The organism is Bacillus sp. FSL W7-1034, from assembly GCF_038593365.1.
In the GTDB taxonomy this organism is placed as follows: Bacteria; Bacillota; Bacilli; order Bacillales; family Bacillaceae; genus Bacillus; species Bacillus altitudinis.
Window position 1 is genome coordinate 1,646,871 of sequence record NZ_CP151989.1, and the last position, 22,193, is coordinate 1,669,063.

The 22,193-nt window shown below is 40.3% G+C and carries 22 protein-coding genes; 19 read left to right on the forward strand and 3 right to left on the reverse strand.

The genetic code is table 11. The features are described from left to right. Positions 1-8: 8 nt before the first annotated feature. The 11 genes from NST73_RS08425 (at position 9) to NST73_RS08475 (ending at position 10,409) form a co-directional block, all read left to right on the forward strand. The gene (locus NST73_RS08425) at positions 9-293 is read left to right on the forward strand and encodes a YlxR family protein (RefSeq protein WP_008344742.1); all 285 of its coding nucleotides are present in this window, start codon (positions 9-11) and stop codon (positions 291-293) included. After that, positions 286-588: a YlxQ family RNA-binding protein gene (locus tag NST73_RS08430; protein ID WP_007499528.1), complete on the forward strand. Its 303-nt coding sequence runs from the start codon at positions 286-288 to the stop codon at positions 586-588. Before NST73_RS08425 ends, NST73_RS08430 begins: the two co-directional genes overlap by 8 nt. A 19-nt stretch (positions 589-607) precedes the next feature. After that, positions 608-2,728 (forward strand): translation initiation factor IF-2, encoded by a 2,121-nt coding sequence (infB, locus tag NST73_RS08435; RefSeq protein ID WP_007499526.1) that lies wholly within the window; start codon positions 608-610, stop codon positions 2,726-2,728. Beyond that, complete coding sequence (locus tag NST73_RS08440; RefSeq protein ID WP_017359071.1) at positions 2,725-3,003, forward strand: DUF503 domain-containing protein; 279 nt, start codon at positions 2,725-2,727, stop codon at positions 3,001-3,003. The genes infB and NST73_RS08440 overlap by 4 nt, the downstream gene beginning before the upstream one ends. Before the next feature lie 17 nt (positions 3,004-3,020). After that, positions 3,021-3,371: a 30S ribosome-binding factor RbfA gene (gene rbfA, locus NST73_RS08445; RefSeq protein ID WP_007499525.1), complete on the forward strand. Its 351-nt coding sequence runs from the start codon at positions 3,021-3,023 to the stop codon at positions 3,369-3,371. A gap of 68 nt (positions 3,372-3,439) precedes the next feature. Further along, entirely contained in the window at positions 3,440-4,369 is a 930-nt protein-coding gene (truB, locus tag NST73_RS08450; protein ID WP_144678816.1) for a tRNA pseudouridine(55) synthase TruB, read from the forward strand. 18 nt (positions 4,370-4,387) lie between these two features. Beyond that, positions 4,388-5,338, forward strand: a complete 951-nt coding sequence (gene ribF / locus NST73_RS08455; RefSeq protein WP_039166641.1) for a bifunctional riboflavin kinase/FAD synthetase — start codon at positions 4,388-4,390, stop codon at positions 5,336-5,338. A 155-nt stretch (positions 5,339-5,493) separates the two neighbouring features. Beyond that, positions 5,494-5,763 carry a 30S ribosomal protein S15 gene (rpsO, locus tag NST73_RS08460; protein ID WP_008354438.1) on the forward strand — a complete coding sequence of 90 codons (270 nt, stop codon included), beginning with the start codon at positions 5,494-5,496 and terminating at the stop codon, positions 5,761-5,763. 183 nt (positions 5,764-5,946) lie between these two features. Beyond that, the gene (pnp, locus tag NST73_RS08465; RefSeq protein WP_007499522.1) at positions 5,947-8,064 is read left to right on the forward strand and encodes a polyribonucleotide nucleotidyltransferase; all 2,118 of its coding nucleotides are present in this window, start codon (positions 5,947-5,949) and stop codon (positions 8,062-8,064) included. A 185-nt stretch (positions 8,065-8,249) separates the two neighbouring features. Continuing rightward, on the forward strand, positions 8,250-9,143 hold the full coding sequence (locus NST73_RS08470) for a polysaccharide deacetylase family protein (RefSeq protein ID WP_223255630.1): 894 nt from the start codon (positions 8,250-8,252) through the stop codon (positions 9,141-9,143). Between the two features lie 33 nt (positions 9,144-9,176). Then, on the forward strand, positions 9,177-10,409 hold the full coding sequence (locus NST73_RS08475) for a pitrilysin family protein (protein WP_041090488.1): 1,233 nt from the start codon (positions 9,177-9,179) through the stop codon (positions 10,407-10,409). 52 nt (positions 10,410-10,461) lie between these two features. On the opposite strand, the gene NST73_RS08480 is transcribed toward NST73_RS08475, so the two are convergent. After that, complete coding sequence (locus NST73_RS08480; protein WP_052463354.1) at positions 10,462-10,725, reverse strand: acyl carrier protein; 264 nt, start codon at positions 10,723-10,725, stop codon at positions 10,462-10,464. Positions 10,726-10,895: 170 nt separating this feature from the next. On the opposite strand from NST73_RS08480, the gene NST73_RS08485 reads away from it, so the two are divergent. The 3 genes from NST73_RS08485 to NST73_RS08495 all read left to right on the forward strand — a co-directional run bounded on the left by NST73_RS08485 (position 10,896) and on the right by NST73_RS08495 (position 15,471). Further along, the gene (locus tag NST73_RS08485) at positions 10,896-11,816 is read left to right on the forward strand and encodes an aminoglycoside phosphotransferase family protein (protein WP_235672179.1); all 921 of its coding nucleotides are present in this window, start codon (positions 10,896-10,898) and stop codon (positions 11,814-11,816) included. A gap of 173 nt (positions 11,817-11,989) precedes the next feature. Then, a complete protein-coding gene (locus NST73_RS08490) occupies positions 11,990-13,759 on the forward strand; it encodes an ABC transporter ATP-binding protein (RefSeq protein ID WP_160757700.1) in 1,770 nt (589 codons plus the stop codon). Then, positions 13,756-15,471 carry an ABC transporter ATP-binding protein gene (locus NST73_RS08495; protein WP_144678815.1) on the forward strand — a complete coding sequence of 572 codons (1,716 nt, stop codon included), beginning with the start codon at positions 13,756-13,758 and terminating at the stop codon, positions 15,469-15,471. Before NST73_RS08490 ends, NST73_RS08495 begins: the two co-directional genes overlap by 4 nt. On the opposite strand, the gene NST73_RS08500 is transcribed toward NST73_RS08495, so the two are convergent. Beyond that, complete coding sequence (locus NST73_RS08500; protein WP_041507289.1) at positions 15,458-15,718, reverse strand: phosphopantetheine-binding protein; 261 nt, start codon at positions 15,716-15,718, stop codon at positions 15,458-15,460. The two genes, NST73_RS08495 and NST73_RS08500, sit on opposite strands and share 14 nt — an antisense overlap. Before the next feature lie 101 nt (positions 15,719-15,819). Between NST73_RS08500 and NST73_RS08505 the strand changes: the two genes are divergently transcribed. The 4 genes from NST73_RS08505 to NST73_RS08520 are packed head-to-tail and all read left to right on the forward strand — an operon-like array spanning position 15,820 to position 19,775. Continuing rightward, positions 15,820-16,833: a hypothetical protein gene (locus NST73_RS08505; protein ID WP_082627052.1), complete on the forward strand. Its 1,014-nt coding sequence runs from the start codon at positions 15,820-15,822 to the stop codon at positions 16,831-16,833. Between the two features lie 19 nt (positions 16,834-16,852). Continuing rightward, entirely contained in the window at positions 16,853-17,431 is a 579-nt protein-coding gene (locus tag NST73_RS08510) for a CYTH domain-containing protein (protein ID WP_342499510.1), read from the forward strand. A 5-nt stretch (positions 17,432-17,436) separates the two neighbouring features. Beyond that, positions 17,437-18,582, forward strand: a complete 1,146-nt coding sequence (locus NST73_RS08515) for a nucleotidyltransferase family protein (protein WP_342499511.1) — start codon at positions 17,437-17,439, stop codon at positions 18,580-18,582. Between the two features lie 23 nt (positions 18,583-18,605). After that, positions 18,606-19,775: a hypothetical protein gene (locus tag NST73_RS08520; RefSeq protein WP_342499512.1), complete on the forward strand. Its 1,170-nt coding sequence runs from the start codon at positions 18,606-18,608 to the stop codon at positions 19,773-19,775. Here the strand turns inward: NST73_RS08520 and NST73_RS08525 are convergent. Continuing rightward, positions 19,772-20,854: a serine hydrolase domain-containing protein gene (locus NST73_RS08525; protein ID WP_268363000.1), complete on the reverse strand. Its 1,083-nt coding sequence runs from the start codon at positions 20,852-20,854 to the stop codon at positions 19,772-19,774. The genes NST73_RS08520 and NST73_RS08525 overlap by 4 nt on opposite strands. Positions 20,855-20,963: 109 nt before the next feature. Between NST73_RS08525 and NST73_RS08530 the strand changes: the two genes are divergently transcribed. Continuing rightward, on the forward strand, positions 20,964-22,193 hold the full coding sequence (locus NST73_RS08530) for a methionine adenosyltransferase (protein WP_058337555.1): 1,230 nt from the start codon (positions 20,964-20,966) through the stop codon (positions 22,191-22,193).

Genomic DNA, 22,193 nt, shown 5'->3' on the forward strand with positions numbered 1-22,193 from the left:
TATAAAAGGTGAAAAGCCGAAAAAAAATCCCGCTTAGAAAATGCGTCGTGACGGGAGAAATGAAACCAAAGAAAGAACTGATTCGCGTTGTTCGTTCAAAAGAAGGTGAAGTGTCTGTTGACGCAACCGGAAAAATGAACGGGCGCGGCGCTTACCTTTCTCTCGATAAAGAAACCATTCTTGCGGCGAAGAACAAACGTAGTTTACAGCAGCAATTTCAGACACAGATTGACGAACACATTTTTGAAGAATTACTAGAACTAGCTGAAAAGGTGAAAAAACCTAATGACTGAATCTGAATGGTATCCTTTGCTTGGTCTAGCAAATCGAGCTCGTAAAGTCGTGTCAGGAGAAGATCTGGTGATCAAAGAAATTAGACATGCGCGTGCTAAGCTGGTTCTTCTTGCAGCAGATGCCTCATCCAACACAGAGAAAAAGGTATCTGACAAATGCAAATTTTACAATGTTCCGGTTAGAAAAGTTGAAGACCGTTCCGTTCTCGGACGTTCTATTGGGAAGGAAGCTCGCGTAGTTGTCGCTGTCACTGACCAAGGCTTCGCTAAGAAGCTCATAAGCTTGCTCGATTAATTTATTTGGGGGTGAACGAATGGCTAAAGTGAGAGTATATGAATACGCAAAAGCCATAGATGTTTCAAGTAAAGATATTATAGCAGCGCTTAAGGATATGAACGTGGAAGTGAACAACCACATGGCGACGCTTGAAGACGACACTGTGAAAAAGCTAGACGCTATCTATAAAAAAGCCAAAGCAAAAGAGACAGCTAACGAGAAACCCGCAGAACAAAAAAAACAATCATCTAACAAAAACAATGATAGAAAGAAGAATGACGTGCAGAATAATCAATTTAATAAAAACAAAAAAAACAACAACCAAAACAAAAACAAAAATAAACGTGGCGGCAACAACAAGGCGCAGCATCAGCAAGCAAGACCTGTGAAGCCGAAAAAAGAGCTTCCTGAAAAAATTGAATTTACAAATTCAATGACAGTCGGTCAGCTTGCTGACGAGCTTGGCAAAGAAACTGCTGAAATCATCAAAAAACTGATGATGCTTGGTGTCATGGCTACGATCAACCAAGAGCTCGACAAAGATACAGTTGAATTAATTGCTTCTGAATATGGTGTTCCAGTAGAAGAAGTGATCATTTTAGAAGAAACTGAACTTGAAAAGTATGAAGTTGAAGATAAAGAAGAAGATATGCAAGTACGCCCTCCAGTAGTAACGATCATGGGACACGTTGACCACGGGAAAACAACGCTTCTTGACAGCATTCGTAAAACGAAAGTTGTTGAAGGCGAAGCGGGTGGAATTACGCAGCATATTGGTGCATACCAAATTGAAGAAAACGGCAAGAAAATCACGTTCCTTGATACACCAGGACACGCAGCTTTCACTACGATGCGAGCACGTGGTGCTGAAGTAACAGATACGACGATCTTGGTCGTTGCAGCAGATGACGGTGTCATGCCGCAAACGATTGAAGCAATCAACCACGCAAAAGCGGCAGAGGTGCCAATCATTGTGGCTGTCAATAAAATTGACAAACCAACAGCGAACCCTGATCGTGTGATGCAGGAGTTAACTGAGCATGGTCTTGTACCAGAAGCTTGGGGCGGCGAAACGATTTTCGTTCCACTATCTGCGAAAACAGGTGAAGGCATTGACGAATTGATCGAAATGATCCTTCTTGTCAGCGAAGTAGCAGAACTAAAAGCCAACCCAAATCGTGCGGCAAAAGGAACTGTGATCGAGGCTGAGCTTGATAAAGGAAGAGGTTCTGTTGCAACCCTTCTCGTTCAAACTGGTACACTTCAAGTAGGTGACCCAATCGTTGTCGGAAATACATTTGGCCGTGTACGTGCAATGGTCAATGACATCGGACGCCGCGTGAAAACAGCAGGACCATCTACACCTGTTGAAATCACTGGTTTAAATGATGTGCCGCATGCAGGGGATCAGTTCCTCGTATTCAAAGATGAAAAAACAGCTCGTCAAGTCGGTGAGGCGCGTGCGTCTAAACAACTTGATGAACAGCGTTCAGACAAAGCGAAATTATCTCTCGATGACCTATTTGAGCAAATCAAACAAGGTGATGTGAAAGATATCAACTTAATCGTAAAAGCAGACGTACAAGGTTCTGCTGAAGCACTGACGGCAGCTCTTCAAAAAATTGAAGTAGAAGGCGTCAAAGTGAAAATCATCCATACGGGTGTTGGAGCGATTACAGAATCTGATATCATTTTAGCAAGTGCTTCTAATGCGATTGTGATTGGATTTAACGTACGTCCTGATGGCAATGCGAAGAGCACAGCTGAAACAGAAAACGTAGATATTCGCTTACACCGCATCATCTACAAAGTCATCGATGAAATTGAAGCTGCGATGAAAGGGATGCTTGACCCTGAATATGAAGAAAAAGTCATCGGTCAAGTTGAAGTTCGTCAAACGTTCAAAGTATCAAAAATCGGTACAATTGCTGGTGGCTATGTCACTGAAGGTACCATTACTAGAGACAGTGGTATCCGCTTAATTCGTGATGGCGTCGTTATCTTTGAAGGTGAAGTCGACGTATTAAAACGATTCAAAGACGATGTGAAAGAAGTTTCACAAGGCTATGAATGTGGTATTACCATTAAGAAATACAATGATATCCGTGAAGGTGATGTCATGGAATCATTCGTTATGCAAGAAATCGAAAGAAAATGATCGGTTATACCGAGTGTGAGTGTATGATCTATGATGCATCCTCACTGAAGGAAAAACGTGCGGTTCTGCAGCGTATCATGACAAGAACGCGCCATAAATTCAATGTGACCATTGCTGAAATGGACTATCAGGATACATGGCAGCGTACTTCGATCGGAATCGCCGTCATTTCCTCCTCCCGGGTTCAAGTGGAAAAGGAACTTCAGCGTGTGTTAAGCTTTATTGATTCTTTTCCGGAAATTGAACGAACGATCACGAAAACTGAGTGGTTTTAATTAGAGGTGATAAGATCATGAGTATGAGAGCAACCCGTGTGGGTGAGCAAATGAAAAAAGAATTAGGCGACATCCTTGGCAGAAAGCTAAAAGATCCAAGAATCGGCTTTTTGACTGTAACGGATGTTGAAGTATCCGGTGATTTGCAAATTGCCAAAGTCTACATTTCTGTTCTTGGCGACGAGAAGAAAAGAGAGGAAACCTTAAAAGGCCTTGCAAAGGCGAAAGGGTATATCCGCTCTGAAATTGGCAATCGAATCAGACTTCGCAAAACACCAGAGCTTCACTTTGAATTCGATGAGTCTGTAGATTACGGTAACCGAATTGAAAGCCTGATTGCTGAACTAAACACAAAAGATCACGAATAAGACGTTGAAATAAGGATAGGCGATGATCGTCTGTCCTTTTTCATCGTTTATGAAAGGAGAGAACGCAGGTGCAAAACGGTGTTCTTTTATTACATAAAGAAAGAGGCATGACCTCTCACGACTGTGTGTTTAAAGTGAGAAAGATTTTACACACAAAAAAAGTGGGACATACAGGGACACTCGATCCAGAGGTTTCAGGTGTTCTGCCTATTTGTATTGGACGAGCGACAAAAATTGTGGAGTACTTAACAGATAAATCGAAAACGTATGATGCGGAAATCACCATTGGATTTTCTACAACGACAGAAGACCAAACAGGTGAAGTAGTAGAAGAAAAAAAGATGCCGGTACCGATGTCAGAAGATGACATTGATGCTGCGTTGAAACAATTTGAAGGAACCATTGAACAGATCCCCCCCATGTTTTCTGCTGTGAAAATTGGCGGAAAAAAGCTCTATGAATATGCAAGGCAAGGCATTGAAATTGAACGTCCAAGCCGTGAAATTACCATTCATCGTATCGAGCGGACAACACCTGTCACATTTGAAAATGGAAAGGTATCCTTTAGATTCACCGTCCTGTGTTCAAAAGGCACATATGTGAGAACGTTAGCCGTCGATATTGGAAAAAAACTTGGGTTTCCAGCCCACATGTCTCACCTCATTCGCATAGGATCTGGTGACTTTACGTTAGATGAATGTATCACTCTTGATGAGTTGCGGGAGATCAGCGAGGAAGGAACGGTTGAGGAACATCTTGTGCCGATCGAGCGTGCGCTCAATCATTTGCCGAAATGGGAGATAAATGATACATTAGCAAGTAAAGTGGAAAACGGTGCAGTCCTACCTATGCCTGATGAATTTGCTCATTTTGCAGAGGAAGATCGTGTCGCTGTCTTTGCTCCTTCAGGCCGTTGTATGGCGATTTATATGAAGCACCCGACCAAACAGAACCTGATGAAGCCGGCGAAGATTTTATCACAGGACAAGCAATCTTAAAGAAAAGGTGACCATCTCGTGAAGACTATACATATTTCACACCCACATACATTGAATCAAAAGGATCAAGTCCCGTCTGTGATGGCTTTAGGGTATTTTGACGGTGTTCACCTCGGACACCAAAAAGTGATTGATGTAGCGAAAAACATTGCGGAAAAAGAGGGTTTAGCTCTAGCTGTCATGACTTTTCATCCGCATCCATCGCATGTTCTGCAAAAAGCACGTGAACCAAAAGACTTAATCACACCGCTTGAGGATAAGATTGATTTTATCGAACAATTAGGTGCTGACTACTTATACATTGTGCAATTCAGCGAAAACTTTGCAGCACTGTCTCCTCAAGAGTTTGTCGATCAATATTTGGACGAACTGAATGTGAAGCATGCAGTCGCTGGTTTCGATTTTACCTTCGGCCGGTTTGGTGCAGGCACAATGGAAACGTTTGACGAATACGGGAAAGGGCGGATTGCTGCGACCATTGTACCTAAGCTTTCCAACCAAGACCGAAAAGTCAGCTCGACCCTTATACGTTCCGCATTGAAAAATGGAGACGTTGAATATGTGAGTGAGCTTTTAGGGAAACCGTATCAGCTGCGAGGCATTGTCATTCATGGAGATAAACGAGGACGCACGATTGGCTTTCCAACCGCCAATGTTGGTTTATCTGCTGAATACATCATCCCGCCAACAGGCGTATATGCAGTGAGAGCGGAAGTGAAAGGCAAGGTGTATGACGGTGTTTGTAACGTTGGCTACAAACCAACATTTTACGAAAAACGTCCTGACCAGCCTGCGATTGAAGTGAACCTTTTTGATTTTAACGAAGAAATTTATGGTGAACCGATTAAATTACAGTGGTACAAACGGATTCGCAGTGAACAAAAATTTAACGGTATCCAAGAATTAACGGCTCAAATTAGTCAAGATAAAGAAGAAGCGATTCAGTTTTTTCAAGATCATCTTCATTAAACAAAAAAATCGCAGAAAAACCGCTCTATCATTTGCAAAATCGGCATATTTTTAGTATGATAATTCCTGTAGCTTTAAAACCACTTACTTGGCAGGCCGACTTCACCGACGGTTGCGAGGTAGATGGGGCTAACATGATTTGGAGGTGAAACAGGATGGCTATTACTCAAGAGCGTAAAACTCAATTAATTAATGAGTTCAAAACACACGAATCTGATACTGGATCTCCAGAAGTTCAGATCGCTGTCCTAACAGAATCAATTAACAACTTGAACGAGCATTTACGTACTCATAAGAAAGATCACCACTCACGTCGCGGTCTTTTGAAAATGGTAGGTAGACGTCGTAATCTTCTTACGTATCTACGTAATAAAGACGTAACTCGTTACCGTGAGTTAATTAACAAACTAGGCTTACGTCGATAATCGTAAAAAGCGGGAGGATTCCCGCTTTTTTATCGTATAATCACTAATATTTTATGGTTAAAATGTTGAAAGAATGGCAAAAACCCTTCTACATACAGCTTTCACATTGATATGTGAAAATCATTTTGTTCATAATAAGAAATAACCTAAAAACTTTACGACAAGAGAGGAGTTTATCTCAGAATGGGACAAGAGAAACAAGTCTTCACCATAGACTGGGCTGGACGTCAACTGACAGTTGAAACTGGCCAGCTTGCAAAGCAAGCAAACGGAGCGGTTCTCGTACGCTACGGAGATACGGCTGTGCTTAGCTCAGCAACAGCTTCTAAAGAACCAAAACCACTTGATTTTTTCCCGCTCACTGTAAACTACGAAGAAAGATTATATGCAGTTGGTAAAATTCCTGGTGGTTTCATTAAAAGAGAAGGCCGCCCAAGTGAAAAAGCAATCCTTGCGAGCCGCTTAATTGACAGACCGATCCGTCCACTATTTGCAGACGGATTTAGAAATGAAGTACAAGTCATTAGTATTGTCATGAGTGTGGATCAAGATTGTTCATCTGAAATGGCTGCAATGTTTGGCTCATCTTTAGCTTTATGTGTGTCTGACATTCCATTTGAGGGACCAATCGCTGGCGTGACAGTAGGACGAGTAGATGGAAAGCTCATCATCAACCCGAATGTTGAGCAGCTTGAACAAAGCGATATCAACCTTGTTGTAGCTGGAACAAAAGATGCAATCAACATGGTAGAAGCTGGTGCTGATGAAGTACCAGAAGAAACAATGCTTGAAGCCATCATGTACGGCCATCAAGAGATCAAACGCTTAATCGAATTCCAAGAAGAAATTGTGAAAGCTGTCGGTAAAGAAAAAATCGATATTCCTTTATATGAAGTCGATCAAGCATTAGCAGAGGAAGTAAAACAACTTGCTGAAGCGGATCTACTGAAAGCGATTCAAGTACATGAGAAGCATGCTCGTGAAGATGCCATCAGTGCTGTGAAAAAAGCTGTCGTTCAAAAATTTGAAGAAGAAGAGCGTGACGAAGCAACGATTAAACAAGCGAAGGATGTCTTAAATAAGCTTGTGAAAAACGAAGTTCGCCGCCTTATTACTGAAGAGAAGGTACGTCCAGATGGACGCGGCGTCGATCAAATCCGTCCACTTTCTTCAGAAGTAGGACTTCTTCCAAGAACGCACGGTTCAGGATTGTTTACAAGAGGCCAAACACAGGCACTCAGTATTTGTACATTAGGTGCACTTGGTGATGTACAGATTCTTGATGGTCTTGGTGTTGAAGAGTCTAAGCGATTCATGCACCATTATAACTTCCCGCAATTCAGTGTTGGTGAGACCGGCCCAATGCGTGGTCCAGGCCGTCGTGAGATTGGACATGGTGCGCTAGGCGAACGTGCATTAGAGCCAGTCATTCCATCTGAAAAAGATTTCCCTTATACGGTTCGCCTTGTGTCTGAGGTGTTAGAATCAAACGGTTCTACTTCACAAGCAAGTATTTGTGCGAGCACACTTGCGATGATGGATGCAGGTGTTCCAATTAAAGCACCAGTTGCAGGGATTGCAATGGGACTTGTTAAATCTGGTGAATACTACACAGTGCTGACAGACATTCAAGGAATGGAAGATGCACTTGGAGATATGGACTTTAAAGTAGCAGGTACATCTAAAGGTGTAACAGCGCTTCAAATGGACATTAAAATCGATGGTCTATCAAAAGACATTTTAGAAGAAGCACTTCAACAAGCGAAAAAAGGAAGAATGGAAATTTTAGATAGCATGCTGTCAACGATTCCAGCTTCTAGAGGAGAATTGTCACGTTATGCACCAAAAATCTTAACGATGACAATCAATCCAGATAAAATTCGCGATGTCATTGGACCAAGCGGTAAACAAATCAATAAAATCATTGAAGATACCGGTGTGAAAATTGATATTGAACAAGACGGTACAATCTTTATCTCTTCTACTGAAGAAGACATGAACCAAAAAGCGAAGAAAATCATTGAAGATCTTGTCAGAGAAGTTGAAGTTGGCCAACTTTACTTAGGTAAAGTAAAACGAATTGAAAAATTCGGTGCCTTCCTTGAAATCTTCAGCGGCAAAGATGGACTTGTTCATATTTCTGAGCTTGCACTTGAACGTGTTGGCAAAGTAGAAGATGTCGTGAAGATTGGTGACGAACTACTCGTCAAAGTCACTGAGATCGATAAACAAGGCCGTGTAAACCTTTCTCGTAAAGCTGTTTTACGTGAAGAAAAGGAAAAAGAAGAAAAGCAGTCTTAATGAGAACAAATAAAATGTGTTAGAAGCCAGGTATCCGTGCCAGGCTTCTTTCTTTTCTTGCGCGTAACAATAGTTCTAGCTTGTTTCTCCCTATCATAATTTGTGGTAAAGGGGAGGGACAACCATTGAAAAAAACGATACCATTCTTTGTGTTTGTATTTTTACTGCTCGTGTCATATCAAACGATGAAGCAGCCGGCTGCTGTTACATATATGAATTCAATGAAAGAGCACGCCGAGGTAGCATCTGTTTCAAAAGATATTCTGTATCAAGAGATCGAATCGAAGTCTTCTGACTATGAAGAGAAGCCGCAAAATGCTAAGATTGATAAAGTGTGGAAAAAGATGCCTGGTTTAAATGGACAGACAGTCGATATCGATGCTTCTTACGAAAAAATGAAAAAACAGGGCTCTTTCGATGAAAAGCTGCTTGTTTTTAAAGAAACAAAACCATCTGTCCATTTACATGAACTTGGTGCTGAACCTATCTATAAGGGACATCCAGACAAAAAGATGAATGCATTCCTGATCAATGTAGCTTGGGGCGACGAGCATTTAACAAAGATGTTGAATACACTAGAAAAGCATCAAGTGAAGGCAACCTTTTTCTTAGAAGGCAAATGGGTGAAAAACAGTCCAGACCTTGCTAAAAAAATCGTGGCAGATGGTCATGAAATTGGAAATCATTCATACAATCACCCGGATATGCGCACACTGACAAGAGAACGAGCATTAGAGCAGATGATTAAAACAAATCGCCAAATTGAAGAATCCCTTGGGAAAAAACCGATATGGTTTGCGCCTCCAAGTGGCAGCTTTAAAGAAGAAACAGTAAAGCTTGCGAAACAAGAAGGAATGGAAACCATTATGTGGACAGTAGACACGATCGACTGGCAAAAACCATCACCAGCTGTATTACAAAAACGAGTGCTTGGGAAAATTCACAATGGGGCGATGATATTAATGCATCCAACAGACGCAACAGCGAGAAGTCTTGACGCACTTATCACTCAAATCAAAGAAAGAGGATATGAATTAGGAACGGTTTCTGACCTCCTAAGTGAAAAAAGACATCCGTGATGCGATCTGTTTGTTGAATAGGAGGAGCAAAACTTGGTCAAAACGTATACATGCCAAAACGGAGTAAGAATTGTACTTGAAAACAATCCCACTGTAAGGTCTGTCGCAATTGGCGTCTGGATTGGAACAGGTTCTAGACATGAGACACCAGAAGTAAATGGGATCTCACACTTTTTAGAGCATATGTTCTTTAAAGGAACAAAGACGAGATCTGCACGTGATATCGCAGAATCCTTTGACCGCATTGGTGGTCAAGTGAATGCCTTTACGTCAAAAGAATATACTTGCTATTATGCAAAGGTACTTGATTCACATGCTGGCTATGCCCTCGATGTATTGAGTGACATGTTTTTCAACTCTGCTTTTGACGAAGAAGAGCTGAAGAAAGAAAAAAATGTGGTCTATGAAGAAATTAAAATGTATGAAGATACTCCTGATGACATCGTTCATGATTTGTTAAGCAAAGCTATTTACGGTGATCATTCATTAGGTTATCCGATTTTAGGGACAGAGGAAACACTCTCTACTTTTAACGGTGATTCCCTTAGAAAATATATGGACGAATTCTATACGCCGGATCGCGTCGTCATCTCTGTAGCAGGGAACGTCGATGACACCTTCATTCGTGAGGTCGAAACATTATTTGGTTCGTATGAAGGAAAGGGGAAAAAGCAGCCTGTCGAAGCCCCGCAATTCCACTATGACAAACTGACACGCAAAAAGGAAACAGAGCAGGCGCACCTTTGCATGGGCTTTAACGGACTTCCTGCTGGAGATCAGGGCATCTATGACTTAATCGTCTTAAATAATGTTCTAGGCGGTAGCATGAGCAGCCGATTGTTCCAAGACGTAAGAGAAGATAAAGGACTTGCGTATTCTGTATTCAGCTATCATAGTTCATTTGCAGATAACGGAATGCTGACGATCTATGGTGGAACTGGAGCGAAACAGCTGAATCTGCTATCTGAAACCATCTTACAAACATTAGACGTCTTAAAACGTGAGGGAATTACGCAGAAAGAACTTGAAAACTCTAAGGAGCAAATGAAAGGAAACCTCATGCTTAGTCTTGAAAGCACAAACAGCAAGATGAGCCGAAATGGTAAAAATGAATTACTCCTTGGCAAACATCGTACGCTTGATGAAATTATTGATGAAATCAATCGCGTCTCATTAGACGGCGTGAACAATTTATCGAAAAGAATCTTTACAGAAGATTATGCCCTCTCGCTTATTAGTCCAACGGGTGATGTACCTTCTGCTTAATCAAAAAAAGGCATGTCTTTTAAAAGAGATGCCTTTTTTTCATGTCTAAAGATTAATCAGCTAACTTGTTTTGCAGCTGATGAACAATTTTATTGATTGTCGAAAAGTGCTCGGTCAATAGTTCCTCATCTGCAAATTGAATATCAAAAACCTCTTCTAATTCCAAAATGAGTGAAACTGCTTTAATTGAATCGAGACCGTGATTTGTTAACTCTTCATCTGCACCAATAGAAATCTTGCTATCATCGTCCAAAGAACGCAGGACCAAATCCTTTACTTGACTTGATAGTGAAAGGGCATCCGTCGTTTCATTCATCTGCAACGCTCCTCTTTACAAATTTTCTATTCTTTACATAAATTAACTATATTAGAATGGAAAAACATTGTAAAGCAGTTTCGATATAAATAGGAATTGTTGATCATTCTCTTCAAATGAAAAATTTGGTAGAGTGAGAAGAAAAGAGACTGGGAAGGATGGATCAATCCATGAATAAAACAGACCTTATGCAGCACATTCCCTTATTAAAAAAAGCGATCTCCATAGACCAGATTGATAAAGGCTATTCTCGAGATGAAAAATGGGTCGTGACGATGTCATCAGGTGAAAAGTATGTCCTTCGATTCACAGATCAAGATCAATATGACAAAATAAAGACGCAATTTGAGCTCCTTTCCCAATTAAGACGTCACGGTGTTCAGTGTGCTGATCCAGTGAAAATGGGTGTTCTAGATGAAACACAGCAAGTGTACTATATTTTATCGTTTGTAGAAGGTCAAGAAGCAAAAGAAATCATGAGTCAGTTAACAGAAGAACAGCAGTATGCGATCGGGGTAAGTGCAGGACGGGATTTACGAAACATGCATACATATCCAGCGCCATCACATATCGAACCTTGGGAAGAGCGTGTTGTGAAAAAGCATCATCGATATTTAACTGCTTATCGGGAAAGCGGTATCTCCATAGAAGGGGATGAAAAAGTTGCACAGTTTATCGCACAGCACATCGATAAGGTGAAGGGAAGGCCTAACCAATTTCAGCACGATGACTTTCATTTAGGGAATATTATTATAAAGAATGATAAATATGCAGGCGTTATTGATTTTAATAATTTTGATTGGGGAGATCCCATTCATGATTTTTATAAAGTAGCTCTTTTCAGTAGAGAAACAAGTGAAGTCTTTGCGGCTGGTCAAATCAATGGGTATTTTGATGGTGAAATACCAGCTGATTTTTGGCAGCTTTACTCTGTATATGTCGCAATGAGCATCTTTTCATCGATTATGTGGGTCATTAAATTTGATCCAGGTCAAATGGATGAGATGATCGAAAGACTAGAAAATGTATTAAAAGATCATGATTATTTTCGTCAAATAGAACCTCATTGGTATACGCGTATCACTAGATAACAGTGAAATATAGGACGATTAGGCGGTGATGGAAGTCGCTGCCTTTTCTGTTATAATGATACAAATTACACATTGTCATGAGTAGAAACATTTTATATAATCCTAACAAGGATCGAAAAAGTTGTAAAAAAATTCCGTTTTTTGTTGAAAAAGAGCAAAAGGCTGGTGATGGATTGAAACAAATCGACAAAGATTCAAAGCAGTTATGGCGTGTATATTTATGGACACTCTCATTTTTAAAGCCTTATACAGGTAAAGTGATTCTAGTCATTATGAGTGGATTCGTTATTACCTTGAGCGAACTCATTATACCTAAATTTATTCAATATTTTATTGAAACGATTTTGCCAGCAAAAGACTTTTCTAAAATGAATGGATTATTGTTAGGCCTGACTGGCTTGATAGCACTTGGTATTATACTGACAGCTGCACGAAATTTGTGGCAAAGAAAATTAATCGAACAAGCCTCAAGAGATTCACAATTTGCTGCCTTCCAGCAAATCCGTCAACTCGGTTTCTCATACTACGAACAACATTCTGTTAGTGAAACACTCTCCTTTGTTAACACACAAACACGAGCTGTACAAGAAATTTACAGACGCTACTTCCCACAATTTATCAATCAGACACTATTTATCGCCATCTCACTATACTTTATGATACAAATTTCTATCTTACTCACTCTCATCATCATTCCAAGTTTTATTCTCTACTATATCTTTGGACCTTGGCTTGAAAAAAAGGCAACGATCTACGGAAGACAAAGTGCAGAAGGTTTTCGCACGTTGCAAACAAAATTATACGAAAGTCTTGCTTCAATGGAAGAGCTTAGAATTTTAGGTTATATGAATTGGGACATGGAGCGGATTCAAAAGCTGCATGAACAGGTCCGCCAAGATCATGAAAAAAATGTTTTTTTCGCTTACTTACGAGGAAGCAACCGCAGGCTCACTTATTATATTGGTGCTCTAGCTACATTTGCTCTCGGCATCTACCTTGTAAATAATGGCCAGCTGACGACAGGCGGTTTTGTGGCATATATACTATATTATTTTTCAGCAATGCATATGCTTACTTCTATTGTCACACTTCTAACAGAACAACGAATCTTAACCTTTCAAATTGAACCTTTATATCATTTTATGAAAAAAACACCCGATATTAGAGAGCCTCGTCACCCAATACTACTTGATCAAGTCGAAGGCGATATCGTGTTTCATGACGTTGATTTTCATTATCCCAATCATCCTCCTTTATTAAAGGGGATGAATCTACATATTCGGCGTGGTGAAAAAGTGGCGCTTGTCGGTACGAGCGGTGGAGGGAAAACATCGCTTCTTAAATTAATTGGACGCTTTTATGACCCCTCATCTGGGATGATTACACTTGATGGAGTTGATTTGCGCTGTTTATCTACTAGTCAAATAAGAGGTGCGATGGGGTTTGTTTTTCAAGAAACGTTTTTATTTAATATGAGTGTAAAGGACAATATTCGTTTTGGAGATACAAGTCTTTCAGATCAACAGATTATTGAAGCCGCTAAAAAAGCAGATTGCGACTCATTTATAAGAGAACTAGAAAACGGATACGACACCATACTTGGGGAAAGAGGATTAAAACTATCTGGTGGTCAAAAGCAAAAGATCGCCATTGCCCGGCTATTTGCTAAGAATCCAAGTGTTGTATTACTCGATGAAGCAACAGCATCTCTTGATAGTGTCAGCGAGCAAAAAGTCCAGCAGGCATTACATCAAACATTTAAGGAATCGACTGTCATTGCAGTCGCTCATCGTTTATCTACTGTAAGACATTTTGACAGAATTATTTTGATAGAAGACGGTCGTATGTTAGAAACTGGACATTTTAATGAATTGATGAGAAAAAAGGGACATTTTTATCAATTGGCGTCTGACCGCTCAGAAAAGGAGGCAGGTGTAACATGAGGAAAAATTGGCTGTTTCTTTTGATCACAAAGCAAAAATGGATGCTCATCCTCGCTCTTTTACTCGTTTTGATTGAAGCAGCAGCTAATTTAGCCATGATTGGGCTGCAAAAGTGGCTCATTGACGATGTCCTTTTGAATAGCGGCAATCAACATTTCCCCCATATCTTGATGCTGTTTGCCATCATTTTTCTTGTCTATGTTGTCATGTTTGTCGCCAGCCCATATGTGATGCACAAAAACTACCTTACCATCCACCATTCATTACAGAGAAAGATGTTAGATCAGCTTCAGCAAGTATCGATGAGATCATATAAAATTCATCCAGTTAGTTATTATCTACACAAGCTTAACCAAGATGTAAAGACAGTCGCTGTCACAGCTGCTTTACATATACCGAAGATTGTACAAACTATTTTTATGGCCGTTGTTTTATCGATCATTTTACTATCTGTGAGTCCTGTATTATTTTTCTTGCTTCTTTTTGCAAGTACGTGTTATTTCATTGTCGGTAAAAAAATGGCGAAAACGGCAACAAACATCGCAAAAGAAGTGCAAGAGAGAAAGTCAGATCTATTCGTGCATGTCGAAGAAGGAATTTCTTCTACAAGAGAAGTGGTTGCATTTGATCGACGTAAATGGGAAATCGGTTTGTATGAAAAGCTATTTAACAACATGATGGATCGTGTCATAAAAGAAGGTAAGTTTCAAAATAAGCTTCTATTTTTAACAGAACCATTGAAATGGTTTGGAATACTATCTGTGCTTGTGTTTGGCACATATCAAGTAGCAGCAGGAAACATGTCAATCGGCTTGTTTGTCGTCATTTACCAATATGCTTCTCAATTAATGAAAAGTTATCAGGAGTTATTCCAGTATGTATTTGAATTTTTCCAGCAGCGTGCATCTGTTCATCGAATTGCAGAAGTACTGCAAATAGAAAACGAAGAAAAAGGAACGAAGCGAATACATTCTGTGGAAGATGTGGTGTTTGAAGATGTTTGTTTTTCTTATGAACAAACATCTAAAGGGGCTTTAAACGACTTGAATCTTCATATTCAAAAAGGAAAAAAAGTGGCCATTGTTGGAGCGAGCGGCAGCGGGAAATCGACTATCTCAAAGCTGGCACTGGGACTTTATCAACCGGATAGCGGAAACATTTTAGTAAATGGCGTTGAACGATCAGAGATAGAGCCATCTCATTTCTTAAAACGGGTAGCCGTTGTCCCGCAAGAACCCTATTTCTTCCCAGACACCATACGCCTCAATCTCATCATGGGATTAACTGATATTACTGAAGAACAACTTGAACAGGTTTGTGAGATTGCACAAATTCTTCCCTTCATTAAAGGACTTGAAAAAGGATTTGATACAGTCATTGGAGAGAGGGGAATATCCTTGTCAGGGGGACAACGACAGCGTTTAGCTATCGCTAGAGCGCTTTTAAAACAGGCTGATTTCTTGATATTGGATGAGGCGACATCGGCCCTTGACCGGCAGACAGAAAGGCAGGTTCAAAAAGGGATAGACGATACAAAAGGAGGAAGCACATTGCTTGTGATTGCACACAGATTATCGACCATACAAAATGCAGATATGATCTATGTACTTGAAGACGGTGCCGTTCAAAGCTGCGGTACTCATGAGGAGCTGATGGAAGCCTCCTCGCATTACCGCTCTTTATTTATGGCGCAGGTCATCACAGCGTCTTAGTCAGTTTGGTTTTGACCAAAGTAAAGAGTCGATCTAAGGTGCGGAAGTGGTCAGGGTGTAATTCTTCGTCTTCAAACGCAATGTGAAAGGTGTCCTCTAATGAAATAACAAAAGAGACAATTTGGACAGAATTTAATCCTAAAGCTTTTAAACTATCATCAAGGCCTGGCTGCTCAGTGAGCGACAACTTATTCATCACAAGTTGGACAATTTTTTCTTCAACTTCTGTTCGTGTCAGTTCATTCATGTCGTGGCTCCTTTCTAAAAGATTAATATATGTTATATTTTGGTGGATTAAGGAGAAAATTGCAATTGTTTTTATCAATCTATCATAAGGGGTGGCATTCATTGTCATATGTAAGCTATCAAAAAAATAATGTTCGTGTGGTATTAGGGGCAGATGAATCAGTTCAGAATTTAGTCATCAGTAAAGTACATCCCTATGTTGAGTGCAGCAAAATAACAGACAGACTTGAAGGAGACGTTTGGACGATTTTAACCAGCAAATATGCACAAGACATTCAAACAGAAGTGCCACTTGAAGAAGTCTTTTATCAAACCAAGATGGAACCTCGCTGCCGCTACCTGTATCACGGAGAGAAGAAAGTCGTTGTAATAGATGAACCAAAAGATGTCAGATGGACAGCACAACACGCACTGCGTTTAATAAGAGTATTGCTTCGCCTTTTGTGTTATCAGGATGGACTTGTCTATTTGCATGGCGGCATGATGGAGATGAATCAAAAAGGGATTGCACTAGTAGGCGGATCAAGAGCGGGCAAAACATCCACCATTTTATCCTTGTTATCCTTAACCGATGCAACGTACATCACAAACGATGATATAGGGATTTCATATACGAACAACGAGTACAAAGGAACTGGTTGGCCGAGATCTATGAGTATTCGGAAAGATTCTTTTGAAGCCATTGAAAAGCTTGGTACACCATATAGACTTCAAACATCGAGTCACCCATTTAATGAAGATGATAAGAACTATCATTTTGTCTATCCGGAGGAATTAGAAAAATGGTTTTCACGTGAAGTCAAAACAATGGGGAAAATTGATGTCATGGTGTTTCCTGAGTTTTTACCTCATGGGCAAACGGGCGCCACACTTTCGAAAATCAGTCCACATGAAGCAGCGGAACGTCTAAAGGAGCACGCAGTCATCAATCCTGGAAGACATAATGAGTTCCTCTTACCATATTTCACTTTACCGACACCCGAAGCGCTAGAACCATTTCTTGAACATCTAGCGGAAAAGATCCCTTGTTATTCATTAAAACAGGCATTTACTTCTTTAGAGAAAGGAATCTTTCTCATTCAAGAGCTTCTTGAACAATCCGATATGGTCGTGTAAGACGTTTTGGAGGTGAGTCATGGTTGAGCAGGAGTATAAATATTTGTTGTCACAAACAGATTTTCAACACATCTACAACATGTTAAGTCAAAATCATAAACCCGCGTATCTACTTAACTTCAATTACTATTACGACACCTCAGATTTTTTATTAAAACGATATGGCTATACCGTACGGATCCGTCAAACCAGCGGCAAACGAACACTTGAGATCAAATGTCCCAGTCAAACGTCTGGTTATAAAAGAGTAAGAGAAGAAAAGTCATTTCCTATTGAGGATCTACCGCAAAAACTAGATGTACAGAACATCGTAACGTCTTTACCTTTTACAATGACTGAACAGCCAGAGTTGTTAGGACTATTGGTTACTGAACGAACTACCTTTTATATCGAGACAGGCATCAAAGTGGATTTGGATCAAAGCAGTTATCTTGGCATCACAGATCATGAATTAGAAATTGAATATGACAGTGAAAAAGCATATGAGGCAGCTCAATGGTTTCATAGACTAACGGATAATTTGGACATACCAGTCAATCGAAAAGGGAAACGCTCTCGATTTATCACTAGATTTAAATCACTATACGGGAAGGAGTAATCCACATGCGGGCTGTTTTGGATCAATCCACTCTCTCAAATGAAGAGAGGCTACTATTACTTGGCTCACGTATTCAATTAAATGAAAAAGAAGAAGAGTTGATGAGAGAGGTATTAAAAGACGGCATCGATGTACCTCAATTGATTGGACTTGCATCAAGACATAAGGTGCTTCAACTGATGACGCCTCATTTGATTCGCCTTGATGATGAAAAAAAAATCACGACAACTTATAAATTTTTACTTCATTATCATTATATCGGGAATCGTCAAAAAAATATGGAGAGATTCAAGGAATTAAAGCGTCTCTTACAAACATTTCGAAAAGCAAAGCTGAAAGCAGTCCCTCTTAAAGGAGCCATTTTAACGCCTCTTGTTTACAAAGATTATGGACTCCGAATGATGTCAGACATTGATTTCTTAATTCATCCAGATGATCGAAAAAGAGCTTCTTCATTGCTCAAGGAGGAAGGGTTTATCATCGGGAAATATGACTGGGCAACCGATCAAGAAATACCGATTTCCCGAGAAGAAGAAATGATGTGGAGAATGAATGCCGGGAATCTTTATTCACATATTAAACGGAGCGGAGAAGACTTTTTGAAGGTTCACCGTGTTGATTTTTCATACGATGTTGAGCTGAAAAAAAACTACGACGCGACAAATGCCTTGCTAGATGCTGCTAATGAAAAGTCATTTTTGCAAGCGGATACTTATATGCTTGAACCTTTAGATTTTCTCATTCATCTTGCTTTCCATTTATACAAGGAAGCAACAAATGTGCAGTATGTCTATTTACATGCAGATCTCAATTTGATTAAGTTTTGCGATGTAAGGGAGTACGTCAAGTTTGCTGAAGAGCAAAACCAACTTGATTGGCATGCTTTGCAAGCAAGAGCGAAGGAATTAGGGGCCGAGAAAGCACTTTTTTACACGTTTACGTTTGTAGATTTATTGTATCAAACGAACTATATCGATCAATTGCAGCAGTTAGACATGAGTGACCAATCGTTCTTAGAAGCCTATGGAGAAAATGATTTTGGTTCTTCGAAAATGTGGAAAAAATCTTTTGTTGAGCGTTTTTTCAGCTTGGATAATCGTGATGAGCTTGAAGAGGAGCCTGTCGTACAGCTGTTCCCTGAAAGGCAGTAGCAAAATGAAGAGGAGGATTCTATATGGAGATAAAAGCGCTTTTTGAAAAGCCAAAGAACGATTTTCCTTATGAAAAATCATTTGTGTTTGCAGGTATTCATTTTCACATTTTATCAACCGAATCGCTGGCAATTGAAGATATCGAACATTATATCCCGAAAGAACCAGACAGCCATGTGGAGGATATGCCTTCACAGATTGATATACGGTTCATCATTGATCCTGAGCTTGAACAGTCCGTTCGCAATGCGTGCTTTCAAAAGGGTGAAACGATTACAGCAAAAAGGAAGTTTACTTACAAACGATTGAAATTAGACGATCAAGTATTGTTTGCCTCGCATGAAGGTGACGAGCCGCACAGTGTGGCGGTCTTTAAAGGGCGTTACGCTGTGATTGGAAAAAACAATAATGAATCTGCGATACGCTGTCCACTGCGAATCGTTCGAGAAATTGCCCTTAGAACATTAGAAAACCAAGGTGGATGCTTTACGCATGCAGCGGCTGTCTCTTTTGAAGATGGCCAAAAAGGAGCGCTCATTATTGGCGATAAAGGTGCCGGGAAGTCAACCACTATGTGGCAGTTTTTGCATCATGGAGGAGCAGATTTTATCACAAACGATCGTTCCATTTCAGTGCTTGAAGATCAGGAGCTTACTGTGTATGGATGGCCGATGTGCTTGGCGCTTGGAGTAGGAACCGTCCAAGCCACAACAAATATACAGGAACTGAAAAACAAAAAATTCAGCCGGTCTCAAGATAAAAGAATATGGGATGAAACCATATCAACAGAGGAAGAGGCAAAAGAAAAATGGGCGAGCGGCTGTAAGTTTGAAATTACACCAAAAGAAGCTGCTGACATGACAGGAACAACGATTCGGAGCTCTACGAAAGTAAATATGGTGATTTTCCCTTCACTCAAAATAGGATCAGGTGAGATCAGGCTTGTACCAGTAAAAAAAGATGATCAGAGAGCAAAAGATATCATGGTCGCCAATATAAGAGAACCAGAAGATCCTGACTATTTAAAAGGCTGGCTCGGCCTTCGGCATGTGTCAGATACCTTTCTGGAACAAAAGGCATCTGAGCTGATCCATCATTTATTCAATATGCCATGTTTTTATTTAGAGGGTGATCCGCGGTATCTGCAGGACGCGATTCCAGATTTATTAAACAAAAAAGTGAGTTCCATTTAAAGAGACGATTGTCTAAACATTCGTTTGAGCCGGTCTTCACGCTTTTTCATCTGTTCGTGATCTGCTGGCAGCATGATTTGAAAGAGCATGTCGGCAATCGGCCGTGCGAGCCTTTCGTCAGAGTTTAAGAGAATGCAAACACCTAATTTACGCTTTGGAATGAAGCCAATATAGGAGGTGAAGCCTTTAATTTCTCCGCTATGTTCAGCTAAGGTGAATCCGTTAAAAGGTCTCAAAAACCATGAAAGACCAACACCTCTAGTGAAATCTTCTTCAACCATAACGGGGCTTTGCATTTCTTTTAGCGAATGCTGATGAAGCAGACGGTTTCCGTCGTATTGAGCTTGAATGAATCGAATCAAATCATCTGCTGTAGAGAATAGTCCGCTTGAACCGTCCTCCCAAGATGGTGTTTCAGCACTTGGATAAGATATGCCGGAAAGACCAGAGGAAGTAAGGGTATACCCTTTGGCTGTCGATGCAGTTTCAATAAATCCAGTTTGCTGCAAATCGAGCGGTTCTAGTATGTGGGTATGCACTAATTCTCTAAATGGCTGTTGACTCACTTTTTCTAGTACTTTACTTAAGATTGAATAGCCAAGACTGGAATAATTGATGATAGACCAAGGCGGTGTAAAAATAGTCAGTATTTCCATGCACTGAGCTAATGTCATATCTCGCAGATGAGTTGCTTTATCGAGTGTTTTGGGCAGGCCTGAGATATGAGAGGCAATCATTCGAAAAGTGAGTGGAATTGGTTCAGATATGTGACTTTTTATGAAAGATAGTAAAGGTTCGTAAGTATGAATAGGCTCATCGAGTTGAATCAATCCTTCCTCTCGTATTTTCATCATGACCATTGCAGTAAAAGGCTTAGTCACAGAACCAATTCGAAAGGTTGTGTCTTTTGTAACAGGGGTGCCGCTTTCAATATCAGCTAGGCCCTCATGCCACGACCAAATGTGTTTATCTTCATGACAAATACAAATAGAGCAGCCAGGAATTTGATGTTGATTCAATAACTTCTTCATGTCAGTGGTTGTATCTTGCAAGCGTTGTAGGATCGATTCATTGATCAAAATAGACACCTCTTTCATACAGAATATATATATATTACCAAATGTTTCATGTTGTTTTAAGATAAAGGATCAATATTTTTATATTTTAAAAGAGAGCGGGCGATTGATAATGAAAACAATTCAAAAAACCATTCTTGATATTTTAAAAGGCGATGGCCAGGATATCGAACAAATTCCATATGAGCTTGTAGAACGTAAAGGAGTAGGGCATCCAGATACGATGTGTGACGCCATCGCAGAAAGAGCTTCTCAATATTATTCTCAATATTGCATGGAGCATTTCGGCAGAGTAGCACACCACTGGTTTGACAAAGTGATGCTTCTTGGCGGAGATGCTGATGTAACGTACGGAAAAGGAACAATGGTCAAACCTTATCAAGTTGTGTTTGCTGGAAAAGGGGCATACGCATATGGTGATGAGCCGATTCCTCTTAAAAAGATTCTTTTCGATGCAGCCAAAGATGTGTTATCAGAGGTGACGACCGGATTTGATGCTGACGAACATCTCGTCATTGACTGCCGGATTGTTGATCATCAAGGGGCAGGCCGTAAAAATTCAAGATATCGTCCGATGGTTGAAACAGACATGATCGAAATCGGGGATCCAAAGCTTGTTTCAAATGACTGTAATTTACTGCATGCTCATGCCCCGTTAAGCCGTCTTGAGAAACTCGTTCTCTATACAGAGCGTTATGTGAATGGACCAGAATTTAAAAAGGTGAACCCAGATACCGGCTGGGATGTGAAAATATTTGGAAGCAGACGTCATGAAGATTTCAAACTCATAGTAAACATGCCTTTTCTAGCAAAAGATATTCATAGTCTTGAGGAATATTTTTCCCGTAAAAAAGAATGTCAGGATCAAATCGCTCGCTATATTCATGAAACGTTAGGACTTACCCCTGATCTTATGCTGAACGCAACAGATCGCAATGGTCGCCCGTACTTAACAGCACTTGGTTCTGTAGCAGATACAGGCGATGTAGGTGTTGTTGGAAGAGGAAATCGATTAAATGGACTGATCACCCCAATGCGGTCTATGAGTATTGAAGCGCCGGCTGGTAAAAACCCGCTTGATCATACAGGGAAATTGTATGGAGTGCTCGCACAACGATTGGCAGATCAAATTTTTGAGACCATTCAAAAGCCAACAGAAGTGCATATCTTTACTTCAAAAGAAGCACCGCTCCACAACCCTGATGAAATTGCCGTCCGTATTGAACAGTGGGATGGAAATGAAGTGGATAGAAAGAGAATTGAAGACATTGTCATGAATGCGGTTCATTCGATGGGCGATGTGACAAAAGATTTAATTTTTAAAGGCGTGACAATGTGGTAA

Bases quoted from the DNA above. Each gene is read 5' to 3' on its own strand.
- NST73_RS08430 (WP_007499528.1), top strand. From the start codon at position 286: ATGACTGAATCTGAATGGTATCCTTTGCTTGGTCTAGCAAATCGAGCT.
- infB (WP_007499526.1), top strand. From the start codon at position 608: ATGGCTAAAGTGAGAGTATATGAATACGCAAAAGCCATAGATGTTTCA.
- NST73_RS08440 (WP_017359071.1), top strand. From the start codon at position 2,725: ATGATCGGTTATACCGAGTGTGAGTGTATGATCTATGATGCATCCTCA.
- rbfA (WP_007499525.1), top strand. From the start codon at position 3,021: ATGAGTATGAGAGCAACCCGTGTGGGTGAGCAAATGAAAAAAGAATTA.
- rpsO (WP_008354438.1), top strand. From the start codon at position 5,494: ATGGCTATTACTCAAGAGCGTAAAACTCAATTAATTAATGAGTTCAAA.
- pnp (WP_007499522.1), top strand. From the start codon at position 5,947: ATGGGACAAGAGAAACAAGTCTTCACCATAGACTGGGCTGGACGTCAA.
- NST73_RS08470 (WP_223255630.1), top strand. From the start codon at position 8,250: ATGAAGCAGCCGGCTGCTGTTACATATATGAATTCAATGAAAGAGCAC.
- NST73_RS08480 (WP_052463354.1), bottom strand. From the start codon at position 10,725: ATGAATGAAACGACGGATGCCCTTTCACTATCAAGTCAAGTAAAGGAT.
- NST73_RS08485 (WP_235672179.1), top strand. From the start codon at position 10,896: ATGAATAAAACAGACCTTATGCAGCACATTCCCTTATTAAAAAAAGCG.
- NST73_RS08495 (WP_144678815.1), top strand. From the start codon at position 13,756: ATGAGGAAAAATTGGCTGTTTCTTTTGATCACAAAGCAAAAATGGATG.
- NST73_RS08500 (WP_041507289.1), bottom strand. From the start codon at position 15,718: ATGAATGAACTGACACGAACAGAAGTTGAAGAAAAAATTGTCCAACTT.
- NST73_RS08510 (WP_342499510.1), top strand. From the start codon at position 16,853: ATGGTTGAGCAGGAGTATAAATATTTGTTGTCACAAACAGATTTTCAA.
- NST73_RS08515 (WP_342499511.1), top strand. From the start codon at position 17,437: ATGCGGGCTGTTTTGGATCAATCCACTCTCTCAAATGAAGAGAGGCTA.
- NST73_RS08520 (WP_342499512.1), top strand. From the start codon at position 18,606: ATGGAGATAAAAGCGCTTTTTGAAAAGCCAAAGAACGATTTTCCTTAT.
- NST73_RS08530 (WP_058337555.1), top strand. From the start codon at position 20,964: ATGAAAACAATTCAAAAAACCATTCTTGATATTTTAAAAGGCGATGGC.